The organism is Paenibacillus montaniterrae (assembly GCF_018403185.1).
In the GTDB taxonomy this organism is placed as follows: domain Bacteria; phylum Bacillota; class Bacilli; order Paenibacillales; family Paenibacillaceae; genus Pristimantibacillus; species Pristimantibacillus montaniterrae.
In genome coordinates this window covers 455511-472304 of the sequence record NZ_BOSE01000002.1, presented here as the reverse complement: position 1 = coordinate 472304, position 16794 = coordinate 455511, and the positions used below count along the sequence as shown (strand labels likewise).

Sequence of the window (16794 nt, the reverse complement as noted above, 5' to 3'; positions counted from 1 at the left end):
CACTGTGCAGAACGTTCGTAGCAGGCTAATACGGTTGTGCTGCTCTTAAGAAGATTGAATGAAATCACCTCGCTTCGTCTAGCATTTTGCATACTTACTAGAGATCGGATGAAGAGAAGGGGAACTGAGAAGCAATTCATAAAGGACGTGCTGCATTCTCCAGAACGGCTGCAAAACACATCGACTGCTTAATAGTGGAGACTGGGGAGGGTTCTTCAAATTGTATCCACAACCATAATATACCAAAAACAAAACGATGAATGGGGTAGAATTTTGTTAAAAATTTCAAGATTTTATAAAATGATGCAAAGTTCCTGCGAATTGAGCCATTATCTATCGAATTGAGGCAAACTTAGGACATTTGTCATAGTTCTAACGTTTAATTTTGTTGAAGTCAGCAGGGCTTACCTATTGTAAACGGTTTATTTCCCAATCAAAGAGCAATTTTACCTAATCAATGTTCCATCAAATGATATGAAAACGCTGTTATCATGATGAAAGCGGATTACAAAAGCGTTTACAGATTAGACAGGCAGGAGAGATGCAAGCATGCATGAGAAAGGAATTAAACGATTAGTTAGCGGCTCATTTTTTATGGGACCAGCGCTGCTCATCTTTACGGGCATTATTATCCTCCCTATTCTAATGAGCATGTACTACAGCTTATTTCAATGGGATGGCATATCAGAAAAGATTTTTATCGCCTTTGACAACTATTCAAGATTGATGCATGATCCCGTGCTGTGGATTTCATTGAAAAATTCAATATGGCTAACATTAGGGGCGCTGCTTATTCAGCTTCCAGTCGGATTAATGTTTGCGATTATTCTTGGCTATAAGCTGAAGGGCTCGAATTTTTTCAAATCGATCTACTTTACACCCGTTATGCTGTCTACTGCGGTGCTCGGCATATTGTGGGGGCAAATTTACGATCCGAACTTTGGACTGCTGAACAATGTGTTGATCTCGCTTGGTCTGGAGCAATGGACGCATGCGTGGCTTGGTGAGGAATCGACTGCCTTGCTGTCGGTTATCGCAGTCGTTGCATGGCAATATATCGGCTTCTATATTATTGTGTACGTTGGCGCGCTGCAGGGCATATCCGATGAGGTGCTGGAGGCGGCAAGAGTCGAAGGTGCAAGCGAATGGCGCATCATATTCAGCATTCAAATTCCGCTCATATGGCCGACGATTACCTTTACGGTACTGAATTGTGTCATTAACTCGCTGAAATATTTTGATTTGATCTACATTATGACTGGCGGCGGACCTAACAATGCCAGTGAGGTGCTGGCAAGCTATATGATGAGAAATGCCTTCCGTTTAATGGACTATGGCTACGGCAGTACGATTTCAACCTTTTTGCTGCTGTTTGGTCTTGCTTTGGCATTCATCATTTCCAAAGGGCTTGGCCAAGGCAACAAAAAATTTCAATAGCTTGGGAGGACATTGTATATGAATAAGATCGGCCGCATCATTTTATATGCGCTGCTGCTGCTGCATTTGGTCATAACAGGCTACCCGTTTGTTTGGATGACGATCTCGGCGTTTAAGGACAACAAGGAATATTTCGCCAATCCGTGGGGCTTGCCTTCAGAATGGAAGTTCAGCAATTTTGTCGATGCCTGGAATCAAGGGATAAGCGGCTATTTGTTCAACAGCCTTTACATTACAGTATTTTCAGTTGCGGGCTTGCTGCTCGTAGCGACCTTGATTGGCTACTACTTGTCGGTTCGACCGTTTCGTGGCTCAAAGGTGCTGCTTGGCGCATTTTTCCTGGGGATGCTAATTCCTGTTCATAGCACGCTCATACCGCTGTTTACGATGGCGAATGCTACAGGCACATATGATACATTCTGGTCATTGTTTTTGCCGTATATTGCGTTCAACCTGCCGATTGCGGTATTTCTGTCCTATACTTTTTTTCAGTCGATTCCGAAGGATTTGGAGGAAGCGGCAGTGGTGGACGGCTGCGGCATCTATCAAACCTTCTTCAAAGTATATTTTCCTCTGGCAAAGCCGATATTGGCTACCGTAACAATACTGTCCTTCTTTAACATTATGAATGACTTCGTATTCCCGCTCGTTATGGTATCCAAGGAATCTTTGAAAACCTTGCCGCTCGGACTGATGATGTTCAAGGGCAATTTCAGCGCAAATTATTCGCTTATAAGTGCTGCGCTCGTTATAACTACGGCTCCAATCATAATTTTATATACATTCCTGCAAAAATATATACAAAAAGGAGTGGTTGCAGGCTCTGTAAAAGGTTAGTTTGATGATTGGCAGCAACATAAAGTCAACTTACAAAAAAGGGAGAGGTTCACATGAAGAAAGGCTTTATTGCTTTATTGGCACTAATGATGATGCTGGTTGCAGCCTGCTCAAACGGCAGCAATCAACCTGCAAATAGCGGAGGCAGCGGCGGAGGAGCATCGAATTCAGGTGCAACGCAGCTGACAATGTGGAGCATGGAAACAAGAAACAAGGAAATTATCGAAGCTTCCATTGCCGAGTTCAATGCGCAAAATCCGGATATTCAAATTAAAGCAGAATTTTTTGAAGACGAAGCGCTAAAAACAAAAATGAAGGTCGCGATTGCAGGCAACCAAGTGCCGGACATTATTACGTATTGGAGCGGTGAGACGTTCGATACGCTTGTCGAGCAAAACATGATTGGCGACATTACAGATTTTCTGAATGAGGATGCTGCTTTCCGCGATGATTTTTTGGCAGGCGGCCTGGAAACGTTCACTTATGATGAGCGCAATTACGGAATTCCTGTTTTATTTAGCGGCGTATCGCTATGGTATAATAAGCAAATCTTTGAGGAGCAGGGCTTGACTCCGCCTGCTACCTATGATGAGCTGCTGCAAGTAGTCGATCAGCTAAATGCGAACAACATTATTCCGATTGCTGTAGCCGGCAAGGAGCGTTGGCCGATGCTTCACTGGTATTCTTACTTGGCAGAGCGAATTGGCGGCACGGAGCCATTTGAAAAAGCTAAAAATGGCGAGACCGACTTTACAGAGGAAAGCTTTGTTAAGGCTGCCGAGCTGTTGAGAACATTGGCAGTTGACCATAAAGGCTTTGTTAACGGCTTCCTTGGACTTGATTATGCAGCGGCTGAATCGCTGTTTACGACAGGCCGTGCAGCCATGTATTTGCAGGGCGAGTGGGCGATGGATGGATTTTTGAATGATGAAATTTCCGAGCAAATCGGCTTTGTTCCGTTTCCGACTGTTGAAGGCGGCAAAGGCAGTGTAAATGTTTATCACGGCGGCTTTGGCGCGGGCATGGCGATTTCCTCCAAAACTAATCAGGAAGCAGCCTACAAGGCGATTCGTTTCCTGACTGATCCGGCACAGCGCAAGGCGATTAACGAAGGGGCAAACATTAGCCCGATGAAGACGCCGGGTCTTGAAGAAGCGAATATGCACCCACTTGCTTATGAGTATGACAGCTCGATTAGTACAAATCTGGAAGGCTTCTTCAGCTACTACGACCAAGCGCTTGACGCGAAGCGTGCCGACCAGTTTTTGAACTCGATTGGCGCCATTTTGAGCGAAGCGAACTCCAATATTGTCGAGGAATTGGCAAAAGTAAAAAAATAAGCGAGGGATGAGCAATGGCATTGATTCAAAATCCAATATTGCGAGGCTTTAATCCCGATCCTTCGATCATTCGCGTTGGAGATGATTACTATATTGCAACATCTACCTTCGAATGGTTTCCAGGCGTGCAAATCCATCACTCCAAGGATTTGATTCATTGGCAGCTTATCGGGCATCCGCTGACGAGAGCAAGCCAGCTTAATATGATCGGAAACCCAGACTCTGGAGGAGTCTGGGCTCCTTGCCTTAGCTACAGCAATGGAATCTTTTATTTAGTATATACTGATGTGAAAAGTCATATGGGCCAATACAAGGATACGCATAATTATGTAGTAACCGCGACAAGCATAGAAGGTCCTTGGTCTGAGCCTGTTTACTTGAATAGCAGCGGCTTTGATCCTTCACTTTACCATGATGAGGACGGCAGCAAATGGCTGGTTAATTTGAAATGGGATCACCGCAAAGGGAAAAATCCGTTTGGTGGCATCATTATTCAGCAGTACGATGAGCAGCAGCAAAATCTGGTCGGAGACATTCATCTTATTTACGATGGTACAGAGCTTGGCTTGACCGAGGGGCCGCATATTTACAAGCATGAGGGCTACTATTATTTGCTAGTTGCCGAAGGCGGCACCCGCTATGGGCACGCTGAAACAGTAGCGCGCAGCAGAACGCTGCTGGGCAAGTATGAAACGGATCCGAACGGTCCGTTGCTGACGTCGCGCTATGCGCCTGATCATCCGCTGCAGCGGGCAGGGCATGCATCGCTCGTTCAGACACAGAATGGCAGCTGGTATATTGCTCATCTATGCGGTCGCCCGGTAACGGCAGAGGGCCATTGCATATTAGGCCGCGAAACTGCAATCCAGTGCGTTGAATGGACGGAGGAGGGCTGGCTGCGCCTGAGCCACGGCGAGCAGACACCGGCCTTGGAGGTAGAGGCTCCTGAGCTACCGGGCTGGCAAACAGCTGACAGCAAGCATTTTCTTGATCATTTTACTGAGCAGGACTGGAGCGTGCATTGGAGCTCGTTGCGCGAGCCAATAACGGAAGCATGGGCAAGCAAATCAGCGAGACCAGGCTGGCTGCGCTTGTATGGCAGAGAATCGCTATACTCCCAGCATCGGCAAAGCTTAATTGCGCGCAGACAGCAGGCTTTCCATATCGAAGCGGAGACAAAGCTTGATTATGCGCCTGACTCCTATCAGCAAATGGCAGGGCTCATTTATTATTACAATACGAAAAACTACTATTATCTTTTTGTTAGCTGGGATGAGCAAAAAGGGAAATGTCTTGGTATAATTTCAAGTGACCGCGGCGTTTATGATGAGCCGTTAAGTGAAACAATCGCTTTGCCTGAAGGCGAAACCTATCTGAAGGCCGTTGTGCTGCGGGACAAGCTGCAATTTTATTATTCACTGGATGGCGAGCAATGGCAGCAGGTGGGGAATGCGCTTGATGCAAGCATTATATCCGATGAGCATGCCGAGCTGGTTAAGGATGGCATTATGCTTGATCAAGGCTTTACAGGCGCATTTATCGGTCTGTGCGCTCAAGATTTGGGCGGTACGAGAAAGCAAGCTGATTTTGACTACTTTAAGTATGAAGAGAGGGATTAAGGGTGAGTAAAACGATGCTGGCAGCGGTACTGAATAAACCGCTCGATATGGAAATGAAGCAGGTTCCAATTCCTGTTCCAGGCAAGGATGAAGCGCTGATCAAGGTGTATTGCATCGGCGTTTGCGGCTCCGATGTTCATTATTATGAGCATGGCAAAATTGGCCGCTATGTTGTAGAGAAGCCGATTATTTTAGGCCATGAGCTGGCAGGCGAGGTGGTAGCGATTGGCGAGGCTGTGAAGCATGTTCAGGTTGGCGACCGCGTCGCGGTAGAGCCGGGCGTAACCTGCGGCCGCTGCGAATATTGCAAGGCGGGCCGCTACAATCTATGTCCGGATGTTGTATTTATGGCAACGCCGCCAGTGGATGGAGCATGGGCTGAATATGTGGCGGTACGCGCGGACTTTTTGTTCAAGCTGCCTGATTCGATGAGCTATGAGCAGGGGGCGCTGCTTGAGCCGCTGTCTGTTGGCATTCATGCGATGAACCGGGCAAACGTGACGCCTGCAGACCGTCTGCTCGTAACAGGTCTCGGCCCGATCGGCTTGCTTGCGATTCAAGCTGCCAAGCTGTTCGGTGTTAAGGAAATTTATGCGACAGATGTGGTGCCGTTCCGTCAGCAGCTTGCGCTTGAAATGGGCGTAACGGCTGTAATCGATCCGACGCAGCATCCTGTCAAGGAGCGGCTGCTGGAGCTGACTGATGGTCAGGGCGTTACGGTTGTCGTGGAATCCTCGGGCAACGGCCGGGCGATTGGCGATGCGCTTCGAGCTGTCAAGCGCGGCGGCCGCGTCGTGCTGGTTGGCATGCCTGCTGTCGACGAAATCCCGGTTGATGTTAATGCCATTATTGATGCCGAGCTGGATGTTTACGGCCTATTCCGCTATGCCAATACGTACCCTGCAGCTATAGCGGCTTTGTCGAACAGCGAGCTTGACATCGAAAAGGTCATTACCCATAAATTTTCGTTAAATGATACCGTGCAGGCTGTTGAAATGGCGCGCACGCAAAAGGATACAAGCATTAAGGTTATGATCTATCCAGGCCTTTAATTCCACCGGCCATAAAAAATTTACAGCGAAGAAGCAAGAGGGGGGTTCAAATGGCCAGTAATCACTGGTAATTGTGAGCTACCCCTTCTTATAGTAGCGGCTGGCAAGGAGGTGAGCGGCAGGCAATGAAGCAACTGGGCAAGCTTTTAAGGCTGGAAACGACAAGAGGACAAATTTTCACAGGCTTCGTCTTGACGATGTTAATTGTAATGTGCGTTATGTTTTATTTTATCTATACCTTTTTATCGCAGGAAAAGAAAGAAGATGCGATGCTGTATATTGAGGAAATTGCCGAGCAAGCAGGCGGCAGACTGGAATCTTTATTGAATGAAATTAATGTATTAACGCTTCAGATGGCGATGGATGAGCGAATGCAGACGATTCTCGCAGATGAATACGAGGGTCAATTGGCAAGCTATGAACAACGAATGAAGCTGAGAAAGCTGATGCTGGATATGACAGCGTACTCAGATACGATAGAGGAAGTAGAGCTGTACAGCGGTGAGCGCAGCATCTATCCGCTGGTGGATGCAACGATTGAAGCAAGGCTGGATCAAGGCATTATTGAGCAAGCCGACCAGCTTCACTTGAAAGGAAGCTTAATATGGGCGGGCAAGGACCCGGCCAATGATCGCTATTTGCTCGGCTTGCGGCAGATCAAGCTGGAAAAGCTCGATTATGCTAACGGCGGCTATTTGCTGGTAAAGGTAAAGCCGAGCTTGATTCAACTGGCGACCTCCAACCGCGAGCAAACGAATGGAGCAATTATGCGAGTCGTTCAGCAGGACAGCGTGCTGCTGGAGACAGGCGAAATCGCTGGCAATCTTGAGCAGTACTTTATGTTCGAGCGTGCAATTAAAGGAACGAATTGGAAGCTGCAAATGATGCTCCAGAAAAAGCTGGTGCTGTCGGACATTTACTGGCTTCGAAATTTGCTGCTGCTGTTTTTTGCTGTCAGTGTCGCGATTTTTGCGTTAATCTCCTATTATTTGGCCAAGCTCATCTCCTCACCGATGAAAAGCTTGATTCGCATTATGCAAGGAAGCAAGCATGGCGCGCCGAAGCATAATCCGATCACGTACTACAACAAGGAAGTCAATCAGCTTAATATGACATACAATCAAATGGTCAATCAGATCGACTACTTGATTAAGTCGGTTTATGAGAAGGAGCTGCTGAAGAGCAGAAGTGAAATTCGAGCGCTGCACTCGCAAATTAACCCGCATTTTCTGTTCAATACGCTTGATGCCATTTATTGGGATCATATCGAAAAGGGAGAAAAAGAGCTGGCAGGAATCGTTGTGCAGCTTGCCGATCTGTTTCGCTACAGCATCCAGTCCAGTCATCCGGACGGCTTCGTTACGATTAAGGAGGAGCTGGAGCAGGTGAAGCGCTACTGCAACCTAATGAAGCTGAGATGGCAGGAGCGGCTGCAAATAAGCGTTGCATGCGAGCAAGCGCTGCTGCAGCAAAAGGTGCCCAAGCTAATTATTCAGCCGCTTGTTGAAAATGCCATTGTGCACGGCATCGAGCCGCTGCCCGAAGGCGGCAAGGTGAGCGTTAGCATTTACGCCCGCAGCGAGCGCTTCTATATCCAGGTAGCCGACAATGGCATAGGCATGACCGCACAGCAGGTGGAGCAGCTTCGGCAAAGGCTCCAGCAAAGCAATGAGCTGATGGTGCAGCAGTCCAAGCGGGGCATCGGCCTCTACAATATTCACCGCTTGCTGAAGCTGCATTATGGCGAAGGCTTTGGCTTAAGCATTAGCAGTACACGACAGGCAGGGACAACGATGACCTTGGAGCTGCCATTGAACGATGCAGAAAGGAGAATGTGAAATGACCTATCGCGTATTGGTGACCGATGATGAAAAGCATTCTAGATTAGGCGTTTCCTCAACTTTACAAACATGGTTCAAGGATGACATGCAGGTCGATACGGCGGTTAATGGCAGCGAAGCCTTGGAGCTGATCCAGCAGCAGCGCTATGATTTGCTCATTACCGACATTCGCATGCCACAAATGTCAGGCCTGGAGCTGCTTGAAGCGCTGCGCAAGCGAAAAAACGGGCTGCCTACCATTTTGCTGACTGGCTTTGCCGAGTTTGAATATGCGCAGCAAGGCATTAAGCTGGGCGCAGCCGATTATTTATTGAAGCCGGTCCATCAGGAGCAGCTGATCGCGACGGTACAGCGCGTGCTAGAGCAATTGCCTGCGGACAGCAAGAGCAGCTCGTCAGAAACGGAAATCGAGCTGACAAGCAGAAACCCTTACATTATAGAAGCGATGCAATATATGGAAACCTATATGGCACAGTCATTTACGATCAAGGATATTTCCAGCTATGTTCATCTTAATCCAAGCTACTTCAGCGTGCTGTTTAAAGACGAGGTTGGTGTTCCCTTCACCGATTATGTGATCCAGATGCGTACTGAGAAAGCAAAGGCGCTGCTAAGAGACTCGCAGCTCAGCCTTGAACAAATATGTGAGCGCATCGGCATCCAATCGACCAGCTATTTCATTAAAATGTTTAAGAAAAGCGAGGGCGTTACACCAAAGCAGTATCGCGAAAGCAAAATTAAATAAAGCAGGTTGCAGCATAACCGACAAGCGGCGCAGCAGCGCCATTGTCGGTTTTTTGTATATATGCGTAATAAATTATAGATTTATCTTATTTTGCGGCTGCGTCAATCCTTCTACAATGAACCTATCTACTAATAGGCATGTACTGGAGGAATGATGATGAAGGCAAGATCAACGAAAGGAAACCAAAGCAGCAGCGGCTTCAAGCTAAGCTCAATCAAGGAAGGCTATTGGGGCTATATATTCATCTCCCCGTGGCTGATCGGCTTGCTTGTACTAACGCTGTGGCCGATGCTGCAATCGCTATATTTGTCCTTGACACAGTTTCATTTATTGGAATCTCCGAGCTTTATAGGACTCGGCAATTACGAAGAAATCTTTAACAGCGACAAAACATTCGCTCAGTCGCTGCGGGTGACCTTTATTTATGTGCTGTTTTCTGTGCCGCTTAAGCTTGCATTCGCATTATTGGTGGCGATGCTGCTGTATCAGTCGATTCGCGGCATGTCGCTGTTTCGCGCGATCTTTTATTTGCCGTCGCTCATAGGCGGCAGTGTGGCAATTGCTGCAATTTGGCGCAATTTGTTCGGTCTGGACGGCATGATCAACAAGACGCTATCCTTGATTGGCTTTACGCCGGTTGACTGGATCAATATGCCGAGCACCTCGCTCTCTACTTTAATTGCACTGTCTGTTTGGCAATTCGGCTCGGCCATGGTTATCTTTCTCGCCGGCCTTAAGCAAATTCCGAAGGATTTGTATGAGGCTGCTTCCGTCGATGGAGCGGGCAAGCTGCGCATATTTTTCAAAATTACGCTTCCGCTGCTTACGCCAATGATCTTGTTCAACCTAATTATGCAGACGATCAACAGCTTTCAAATGTTTACGCAAGCCTTTGTTGTTACCAAGGGCGGCCCAATTCATTCGACATTCGTCTATGCACTCTATTTATATGAAAAAGCATTTGTCTTTTTTGATATGGGCTATGCCAGCGCGCTTGCCTGGATTCTGCTCATTATAATCGCGGTATTTACTGCAGTGCTGTTTGCGACGTCGAAGCGCTGGGTCCATTATGAAAACTGATAAGCAAATGCGAACAGAGAGGAGCATCATTCGATGAATACTATATTGAAATTAGCGGCACGGTATATCGTGCTTGCGGCAGGCAGCTTGCTGATGATTTATCCGATATTGTGGCTGTTAGGAAGCTCGTTAAAGCCAAATGAGCAGATGACAAGCTCGCAGCTGTTTTCCAGCGAGCTGCGCTGGGAAAACTTCGTCGAGGGCTGGTCGGCGATACCCGGCTTTACCTTTGGCCAATTTTTTTCCAACTCATTTTTAGTTGCCGGTCTTTCTGTAGTCGGCACTGTGCTGTCCAGCGCAATCGTCGCCTTCGGCTTTGCGAGAATTCAGTTTCCGCTTAAAAATTTATGGTTTGCTATTCTGATGCTTACGCTTATGCTGCCAACGCAGGTAACGCTTGTCCCGCAATACATTTTGTTTAAAAGTTTTGATTGGGTTGGCACAGCGCTGCCCATTATAGTACCGCATTTTTTAGCGGTAAGTCCGTTCTTCGTATTTCTTATTGTCCAGTTTATTCGCGGCATTCCGCGGGATCTTGACGAATCCGCCAAAATAGACGGCTGCTCCATGCCTGGCATCGCCTTCCGCGTCATTTTACCGCTTTGTGTGCCTGCGCTGGTTACAGCTGCATTGTTTTGCTTCATATGGACCTGGGATGACTTTTTGGCTCAAATGCTGTATTTGACAGACACGGCGAAATATACCGTTCCGCTTGCTTTGCGCTTATTCCTCGACAACTCGTCTGCGGTCACCTGGGGGCCGATGTATGCAATGGCCGTATTGGCGATTGTACCCAGCTTCCTGCTGTTCGCGTTCGCGCAAAAGTATTTTGTTGAGGGGATCGCCACGACAGGCATTAAGTAAATTTTTTAAGGCTTACAGACAGGTCCTAGTTGCTAAGGATATGATTCCTCATTATGATGTAAGAAAAACTTCATGCCGAGGGTGAACTGATGAAAAATCCATTCAAGAAATTTTCACTGCAAGTTACCTTCTTTACTTCATTTATTGCCATTTCTGCTGTACTAATCGCTTTGCTGGGCATAACAAGCTATTATATTACGAATCGAGAGGTCGTCAATGAGACGATCTCTTCGCGCATTCTTTTGCTTAATGAAATTAACAAGCAAATCGATTACCAGCTGCAGGCGATTGAATATGACGCGTTAGTAGTCGCCAGCAACCCGACCATTCAGCATTATTTGGAGGAGCAAGAGCATTCCTATGAAAGAATTCAGAAAAATGATGAAATCATTGATCTGCTCAGCCGCTTCAGCTATATAAAGCACGCGATTCATTCTGTGCAGCTCTATGCCAGCAACAGCACGAGCAGCGCTTATCGCGGAGCAAGCGGCGTGTTTGCCTACTCGATTATAGAGCAGTCTCCAGCCTATGCGGATATTCAGCATGCCGATTCGGCGTGGCTCGGGGCGCATCGCATTGAAGTCGGCGACTATCTGTCGATCAATGACGAGGTCATCTCGTTTTATCGCAAGGTGCTGTCCGCTTCAGGCAAGGAGCTGGGCATTCTTGTATTCAATATGAAGCTTTCCTATATGAACGAGCTTATATCGGCAGGCTCGGCTGACGGCAGCCGCTATGTGTTCGACGGGAGCATGCGCTTGATTGTGGAAGCGCATGGCGAGGAAACAAGCGGTGTGCCGTTCGAGCAGGTGCAAAGCGAGCTTGTTGCGCTAATGGAGCAGAAGGATGCATCCAATCACGATGTAATCGAAAGCTTTGGCGCGAAGCAGCTTTTAATTTGGAACGAACAGGCAAGGACGCAGTGGATTGCGATGGATATGATCCCATGGCAAAGCATTACTGAGGGCAGCAGGCAAATTCAGCAAACGATTTTATTGGCGGTGCTGATCTGCATCCAGCTAGCGATCTACTTTGCCCTGCTGCTGGGCAGACAATTTATTACGCCAATTCGAAGCCTGGTTAAAGTTATGGCCAAGCTGAAAAGCGGAAAGATGAACAGCCGTGTTCAGAACGACTACGAAAATGAATTTGGTTACTTGAATGGGCATTTCAACAGCATGGCAGCTGAAATCGAGGATTTGATCAACCAGCTCAATGTGCAGAACCAGAAAAAACGAGAGGCTGAGCTAAAGGTGCTGCAGGAGCAGATGAATCCTCATTTTCTATACAATACGCTCGACTCTATGAATTGGCATGCGATCTCGATTGGCGCCAACGATATTAGCCATATGCTGTCGTTGCTTGGCAAAATGATGCGCATCGGCTTATCGAGCGGCAAGGCGATCATACCCGTTGCCAAGGAGGTGGAGCATCTGTCCTGCTACGTCGAGCTGCAAAAAATAAGGTACAAGCATTATATAGAGTTCGACGTGCAAATCGCCAAGCAGCTGCATGCCTGCTATATACCGAAAATTACACTGCAGCCACTTGTCGAAAATGCGATCATTCATGGCTTTCATTCGCGGCGCAAAGGCAGAATTGACATTTCAGGCTGGATCGAAGGCGAGCAGATGAAGCTGAGGGTAAAGGATAATGGACACGGCTTTTCCACTGACAGCGATATATTTGCTTCCGAGCATCATGGCTTGCGCAATGTGCAGGAGCGCATCCAGCTGTATTATGGCATGCAGTATGGACTCCATATCGAGAGTGAGCCCGATGCAGGTACAACGGTTACGATAACATTGCCGCTTGCAGCGGAGGAAATCAATGAGCAGCATGACAGGAAAGGTGGTGCCTTGCACAATGATTAAGGCGATTATTATTGATGACGATATGACAACGATCGATGGCTTAAGCAACGCCGTTCCGTGGCAGCGCTACAATATTGAGCTATGCGCCACAGCGAGCAACGGTCAGGAGGGACTGGCTTTAATCGAGCAGCATCACCCGCAGCTTATTCTGACAGATATTTATATGCCGGTTATGGACGGGATTGAGATGCTGAAGCGGGTTCGCGCTGCTGGCAATGATGCAGAGGTTATTATTTTGAGCGGCTATGAGGATTTTAAATACGCGCAATCTGCCGTCAAGCTGCGCGTAGCTGATTATTTGTCCAAGCCAGCAACGATTATGGAAATTGAAGAGGTGCTGCGCGCAGTTACAGAGCGAATAGCTGCAAGCCGTCAAGGCGCACAAGAGGGGGAGGAGCTGCGCGAGCTGTTGGAGCTGCATCGACCGGTCACGCGCAAGCTGCTGCAGCAGGGCTTGCTGGAGGCTAATTTTACGCGCACGCCCTTTTTCGAGAAAGCCTGCAAGCAGCTTCAGCTTTCCTTTGACAATCAGGCATTTACGATTGTGCTGCTGGAATACGGCATTCCGCGCAGCCGGCATGATGTGAAACGCAGCGATCTGTATATTTATACGTATGCGCTCAGCAATTTGATTGAAGAGCTGTCGCAGGACAGCAGGGAGGTGCTGCTTGCCAATATCGAGCAGCATACGATTGCTTTAATTGTTCGAATGCCGAAGCATTTGCGGGAGGAAACGATAAAGCAGCGCGTCAAATACGTTGCCGGGCAGTATACCGAAAAAATTAAAATGTATCTAAAGCTGGAGGTATGGGCGGCGATAGGCAAAACCGTATACAGCGTGCATGAGCTGGCAGCTGCGTTTTCGGCTGCGCTCGATTTGCTGTCCAAGCGGGAATACGTTCATCAGCAATGGCTGATGGAGGATCAGGCTGAGGCAAGCCAGCATGCTCAGGAGCTTCCGCGCTTGACGGAAAGCTACCAGCAGCTGATTCGCCATCTGCTTGATGGTCAGCAGGAGATGGTGGAGCACGGAATAGGCAGCATTAGCGCCAGCCTGCAGCAATACGAAGGGCTAACGGTCCACATGCTGAAAAATGCAATTGTCGAGCTGATCGGCATGCTGACAGTTGCGCTGTATGATGAAGGAATATTGTTCGAGGATTTGCAGCTGCGCCAGCAGTGGCATAAGGAAATTGACCGCATTCACCATCTGAATGATTATATCGATTATATGAGCGAGCTGATGCTTCAGGCTTGCCAGGTGCTGGCCAATCGCGGCAGCCATAAGCATCAAAGAACGGTGGACTTCATGAAGCGCTATGTGCAGGAGCATTACAGCGAAGATTTTACTTTGGACGATATAGCAGACAAGGTATTCTTGACGCGCAATTACTTGTCGCAATTGTTCAAGCAGGTGACTGGAGAAAATTACAACAGCTATATTACGCGAATTCGCATGGAAAAGGCGAAGGAAATGATGCTGTCAGGCAAATACAAGCTTTATGAAATATCGCAAATGGTCGGCTACAAAAATAATGCCTACTTTAGCCAGCAATTTAAAAAATATACGGGAAAATCACCCTCGGAATTTTGCTAGTCTATTGTTTATTCTCTGTAAAATCTCAATATTTTTTATAGATTTATCTTATATCAATGCCTTAATGATTTATTTACATTAGAGCTAGCAAGATTAACAACATAAGGAGTGATTAGGATGAGCAAGCGTAAATCGTCAAGCATCAAGCATCTGTTAACGATTGTTACTGTCATGCTGGTAATCGCTATGCTGGCGGGCTGTGGAGGCAATGCAAAAGGGGAGTCCAACAATGGAGGGGCTAATGGCAGCGGCACTGTTGACAGCAGCAGCGACCAGATACAGCTAAGATTCGCCTGGTGGGGCAGCCAGGGCAGACATGACCGCACCTTAAAGGCGATCGAGCTGTTTGAGAAAAAGTATCCGCATATTAAGGTAGTGCCTGAGTATTCCTCCTGGGATGGTTATTGGGAAAGGCTGTCCACACAGGTGGCAGCTAAAAATGCGCCTGATGTGATGCAAATGAGCATTTTATACATTAAGGAATATTCTGAGCGAAATGTGCTAGGTGATATGAATCCCTATGTCGGCAATCAGCTTGGCATTGAGCAGTTGAACGCTGACGTCGTTGCCAATCAAGGCACAGTGGATGGCAAGCTGACAGGCATTCCGGCAGCGGATAATGCTTCCGTCATGCTTATTAATAAAGAAATATTCAAGCAGGCAGGCATTGAGCCGCCAGCGATTGATTCTACCTGGGAGGAGCTGTTCGCCAAATCAAGCGAGCTGAAAGCAGCGCTGGGTGACGGTGTTTATGGCGTGTTCGATGCTTCTTCCTCGCTGGAGGCGTTTATGTACTATTTATTCTCCAAAGGAGACTCGTTATATACCGGCAATGAGCTGGGCTATTCGGATGACAATTTTAGAGCATGGCTGGAAATGTGGGAGCAGGCTCGCAATGAAGGCTTGGCGACTCCGGCTAATGTGACGGCGGCTGCGCTGCCGCTTAGCAATGCAGACCCTAACAAGGATGCGCTGCTGAAGGGACAGGTCGCAGTATACGGTCCTACCTGGGTGGCTGTGTTCCCGGCCTACGAAAGTCTTATGACGGAAAATGTAGATATGATTGCGTACCCTTACGCCGAGCAAACAGGCAGTGTGCTGCAGACGGCGATGTTTTTCTCAACTGCGGCGCAATCGAAGCATCCGGAAGAGGCAGCGCTGCTTATTGATTTCCTTGTTAACAGCGAGGAAGCGGCTGATGTGCTGGAAACAGAGCGAGGTCTTCCGGAAAATAAAAGCATTCGCAGCTATTTGGAGCCGAAATATACAGAGCGCGATAAAAGGATGATTGCGATGCTGGAGCATGTATCGTCGATTAAGCCTTCCATGTACGATGCTGGACCGAAAGGAGCCGGCGAGGTGACTTCATTATTTGAGCAGGTTGTGCAAAAGCATCAATTTGGCGTTGCGACAATTGATGAGGTAATCGCTGAGTTTCGTACTGAAGGCAATAAAATATTTGCTAAAAACAACAATGAATGAGGGACATGAACATGAGTATTGCATATGGAATCATTGGCTGTCAGCATGCCCATATTGAAATTTTTATCGAGCAAATGGAGCAGCTGGGACATCGCTGCGCAGGCATTTACGAGCGCGACAACAAGCTGCTGGCTGAAAGCATTGCAGCTAAATTCAAGCTGCCAATCGCAGCGGATGCAGAAAGCCTGCTTGGCCCGGAGATCGCGCTGATTGGCAGCTCGGCGATTAATAGTGAAAAAATTGATATTGTCGAGCTGTGCGAACAGTACGGCAAATCGATTATGCTCGACAAGCCTGCAGTAGTCAATCGCCGCGATTTGCAACGGCTGGAAGCAGTCATCAAGCGCGGCCGCATCGAGGTCGGCATGCTGTTGACCGAGCGGTTTCACCCAGCGATTTATACGCTGAAGCAGCTAATTGACGAACAGCAGTTGGGGGAGATCGTAGCGATCAGCATGCGCAAGCCGCACCGGCTTAACGCAGCCTCACGCCCGGGCTGGTTTTTCGACAAGGCGCAATGCGGCGGCATTTTGATCGATTTGCTTATACATGATTATGATTTGCTCGCCTGGCTTACTGGCAACGAGGTCGTATCCAGTACAGGCACAGTCGGCAAAAATGTTTTGCCGGAGCATCCCACCTTCTACAATACCGTTAATGTGCAGGTAACGATGGGCGATGGCGTTGTTATGCAGCTTTATGCAGATTGGCATACTGCCGAGCAAAGCTGGACATGGGGAGACGGAAGAATATTTGTAACAGGCACAAGGGGCTTTGCCGAGCTGCGCTTGAACGGCGAGCCGCAATCCGGTTCAGCGCCTATGCTGCTGTTAGTCAACGATCAGCTGCCATGGCATGAAGCGGCGTTAAGACAGCCGCCTGTAACGATAACGGCCGACTTTTTGCAGCGCGTGAACGGAGCGGCTTCAAGTCAGATTACGCATCAGCATATTTTGCAGGCCCATCAAGCCGTTATGATGGCGGATGAGCAGGTTGAATATGCAGTAACGCCGTACAAGGGGTGAA

The 16794-nt window shown here is 47.9% G+C and carries 13 protein-coding genes; all 13 read left to right on the top strand.

Features of this window, described 5'->3' with window-relative positions; all coding sequences use genetic code 11:
- The first annotated feature begins 549 nt into the window (after positions 1-549).
- Positions 550-1437, top strand: coding sequence for a carbohydrate ABC transporter permease (locus KJS52_RS07855; protein WP_213514190.1), 888 nt, complete (start codon positions 550-552; stop codon positions 1435-1437).
- 18 nt (positions 1438-1455) lie between these two features.
- Positions 1456-2274, top strand: a complete 819-nt coding sequence (locus tag KJS52_RS07850) for a carbohydrate ABC transporter permease (RefSeq protein WP_213514189.1) — start codon at positions 1456-1458, stop codon at positions 2272-2274.
- Positions 2275-2327: 53 nt separating this feature from the next.
- The gene (locus tag KJS52_RS07845; RefSeq protein ID WP_213514188.1) at positions 2328-3614 is read left to right on the top strand and encodes an ABC transporter substrate-binding protein; all 1287 of its coding nucleotides are present in this window, start codon (positions 2328-2330) and stop codon (positions 3612-3614) included.
- Between the two features lie 14 nt (positions 3615-3628).
- Entirely contained in the window at positions 3629-5233 is a 1605-nt protein-coding gene (locus tag KJS52_RS07840; protein WP_213514187.1) for a glycoside hydrolase family 43 protein, read from the top strand.
- 14 nt (positions 5234-5247) lie between these two features.
- Complete coding sequence (locus KJS52_RS07835; RefSeq protein ID WP_213514452.1) at positions 5248-6285, top strand: NAD(P)-dependent alcohol dehydrogenase; 1038 nt, start codon at positions 5248-5250, stop codon at positions 6283-6285.
- Positions 6286-6410: 125 nt separating this feature from the next.
- Positions 6411-8123 (top strand): sensor histidine kinase, encoded by a 1713-nt coding sequence (locus KJS52_RS07830; RefSeq protein ID WP_213514186.1) that lies wholly within the window; start codon positions 6411-6413, stop codon positions 8121-8123.
- A gap of 1 nt (position 8124) precedes the next feature.
- On the top strand, positions 8125-8871 hold the full coding sequence (locus tag KJS52_RS07825) for a response regulator transcription factor (protein ID WP_213514185.1): 747 nt from the start codon (positions 8125-8127) through the stop codon (positions 8869-8871).
- A 156-nt stretch (positions 8872-9027) separates the two neighbouring features.
- Complete coding sequence (locus KJS52_RS07820) at positions 9028-9951, top strand: carbohydrate ABC transporter permease (RefSeq protein ID WP_246563296.1); 924 nt, start codon at positions 9028-9030, stop codon at positions 9949-9951.
- A 33-nt stretch (positions 9952-9984) separates the two neighbouring features.
- The gene (locus tag KJS52_RS07815; RefSeq protein WP_213514183.1) at positions 9985-10815 is read left to right on the top strand and encodes a carbohydrate ABC transporter permease; all 831 of its coding nucleotides are present in this window, start codon (positions 9985-9987) and stop codon (positions 10813-10815) included.
- 89 nt (positions 10816-10904) lie between these two features.
- A complete protein-coding gene (locus KJS52_RS07810) occupies positions 10905-12689 on the top strand; it encodes a cache domain-containing sensor histidine kinase (protein WP_213514182.1) in 1785 nt (594 codons plus the stop codon).
- Positions 12646-14286, top strand: coding sequence for a response regulator (locus KJS52_RS07805; RefSeq protein WP_213514181.1), 1641 nt, complete (start codon positions 12646-12648; stop codon positions 14284-14286). Before KJS52_RS07810 ends, KJS52_RS07805 begins: the two co-directional genes overlap by 44 nt.
- A gap of 117 nt (positions 14287-14403) precedes the next feature.
- Positions 14404-15768: an ABC transporter substrate-binding protein gene (locus tag KJS52_RS07800; protein ID WP_213514180.1), complete on the top strand. Its 1365-nt coding sequence runs from the start codon at positions 14404-14406 to the stop codon at positions 15766-15768.
- Positions 15769-15779: 11 nt separating this feature from the next.
- A complete protein-coding gene (locus tag KJS52_RS07795) occupies positions 15780-16793 on the top strand; it encodes a Gfo/Idh/MocA family protein (RefSeq protein WP_246563294.1) in 1014 nt (337 codons plus the stop codon).
- Position 16794 lies beyond the last annotated feature (1 nt).

Bases quoted from the DNA above. Each gene is read 5' to 3' on its own strand.
- KJS52_RS07820 (WP_246563296.1), top strand. From the start codon at position 9,028: ATGAAGGCAAGATCAACGAAAGGAAACCAAAGCAGCAGCGGCTTCAAG.
- KJS52_RS07835 (WP_213514452.1), top strand. From the start codon at position 5,248: ATGCTGGCAGCGGTACTGAATAAACCGCTCGATATGGAAATGAAGCAG.
- KJS52_RS07830 (WP_213514186.1), top strand. From the start codon at position 6,411: ATGAAGCAACTGGGCAAGCTTTTAAGGCTGGAAACGACAAGAGGACAA.
- KJS52_RS07845 (WP_213514188.1), top strand. From the start codon at position 2,328: ATGAAGAAAGGCTTTATTGCTTTATTGGCACTAATGATGATGCTGGTT.
- KJS52_RS07795 (WP_246563294.1), top strand. From the start codon at position 15,780: ATGAGTATTGCATATGGAATCATTGGCTGTCAGCATGCCCATATTGAA.
- KJS52_RS07805 (WP_213514181.1), top strand. From the start codon at position 12,646: ATGAGCAGCATGACAGGAAAGGTGGTGCCTTGCACAATGATTAAGGCG.
- KJS52_RS07840 (WP_213514187.1), top strand. From the start codon at position 3,629: ATGGCATTGATTCAAAATCCAATATTGCGAGGCTTTAATCCCGATCCT.
- KJS52_RS07855 (WP_213514190.1), top strand. From the start codon at position 550: ATGCATGAGAAAGGAATTAAACGATTAGTTAGCGGCTCATTTTTTATG.
- KJS52_RS07815 (WP_213514183.1), top strand. From the start codon at position 9,985: ATGAATACTATATTGAAATTAGCGGCACGGTATATCGTGCTTGCGGCA.
- KJS52_RS07810 (WP_213514182.1), top strand. From the start codon at position 10,905: ATGAAAAATCCATTCAAGAAATTTTCACTGCAAGTTACCTTCTTTACT.
- KJS52_RS07825 (WP_213514185.1), top strand. From the start codon at position 8,125: ATGACCTATCGCGTATTGGTGACCGATGATGAAAAGCATTCTAGATTA.
- KJS52_RS07800 (WP_213514180.1), top strand. From the start codon at position 14,404: ATGAGCAAGCGTAAATCGTCAAGCATCAAGCATCTGTTAACGATTGTT.
- KJS52_RS07850 (WP_213514189.1), top strand. From the start codon at position 1,456: ATGAATAAGATCGGCCGCATCATTTTATATGCGCTGCTGCTGCTGCAT.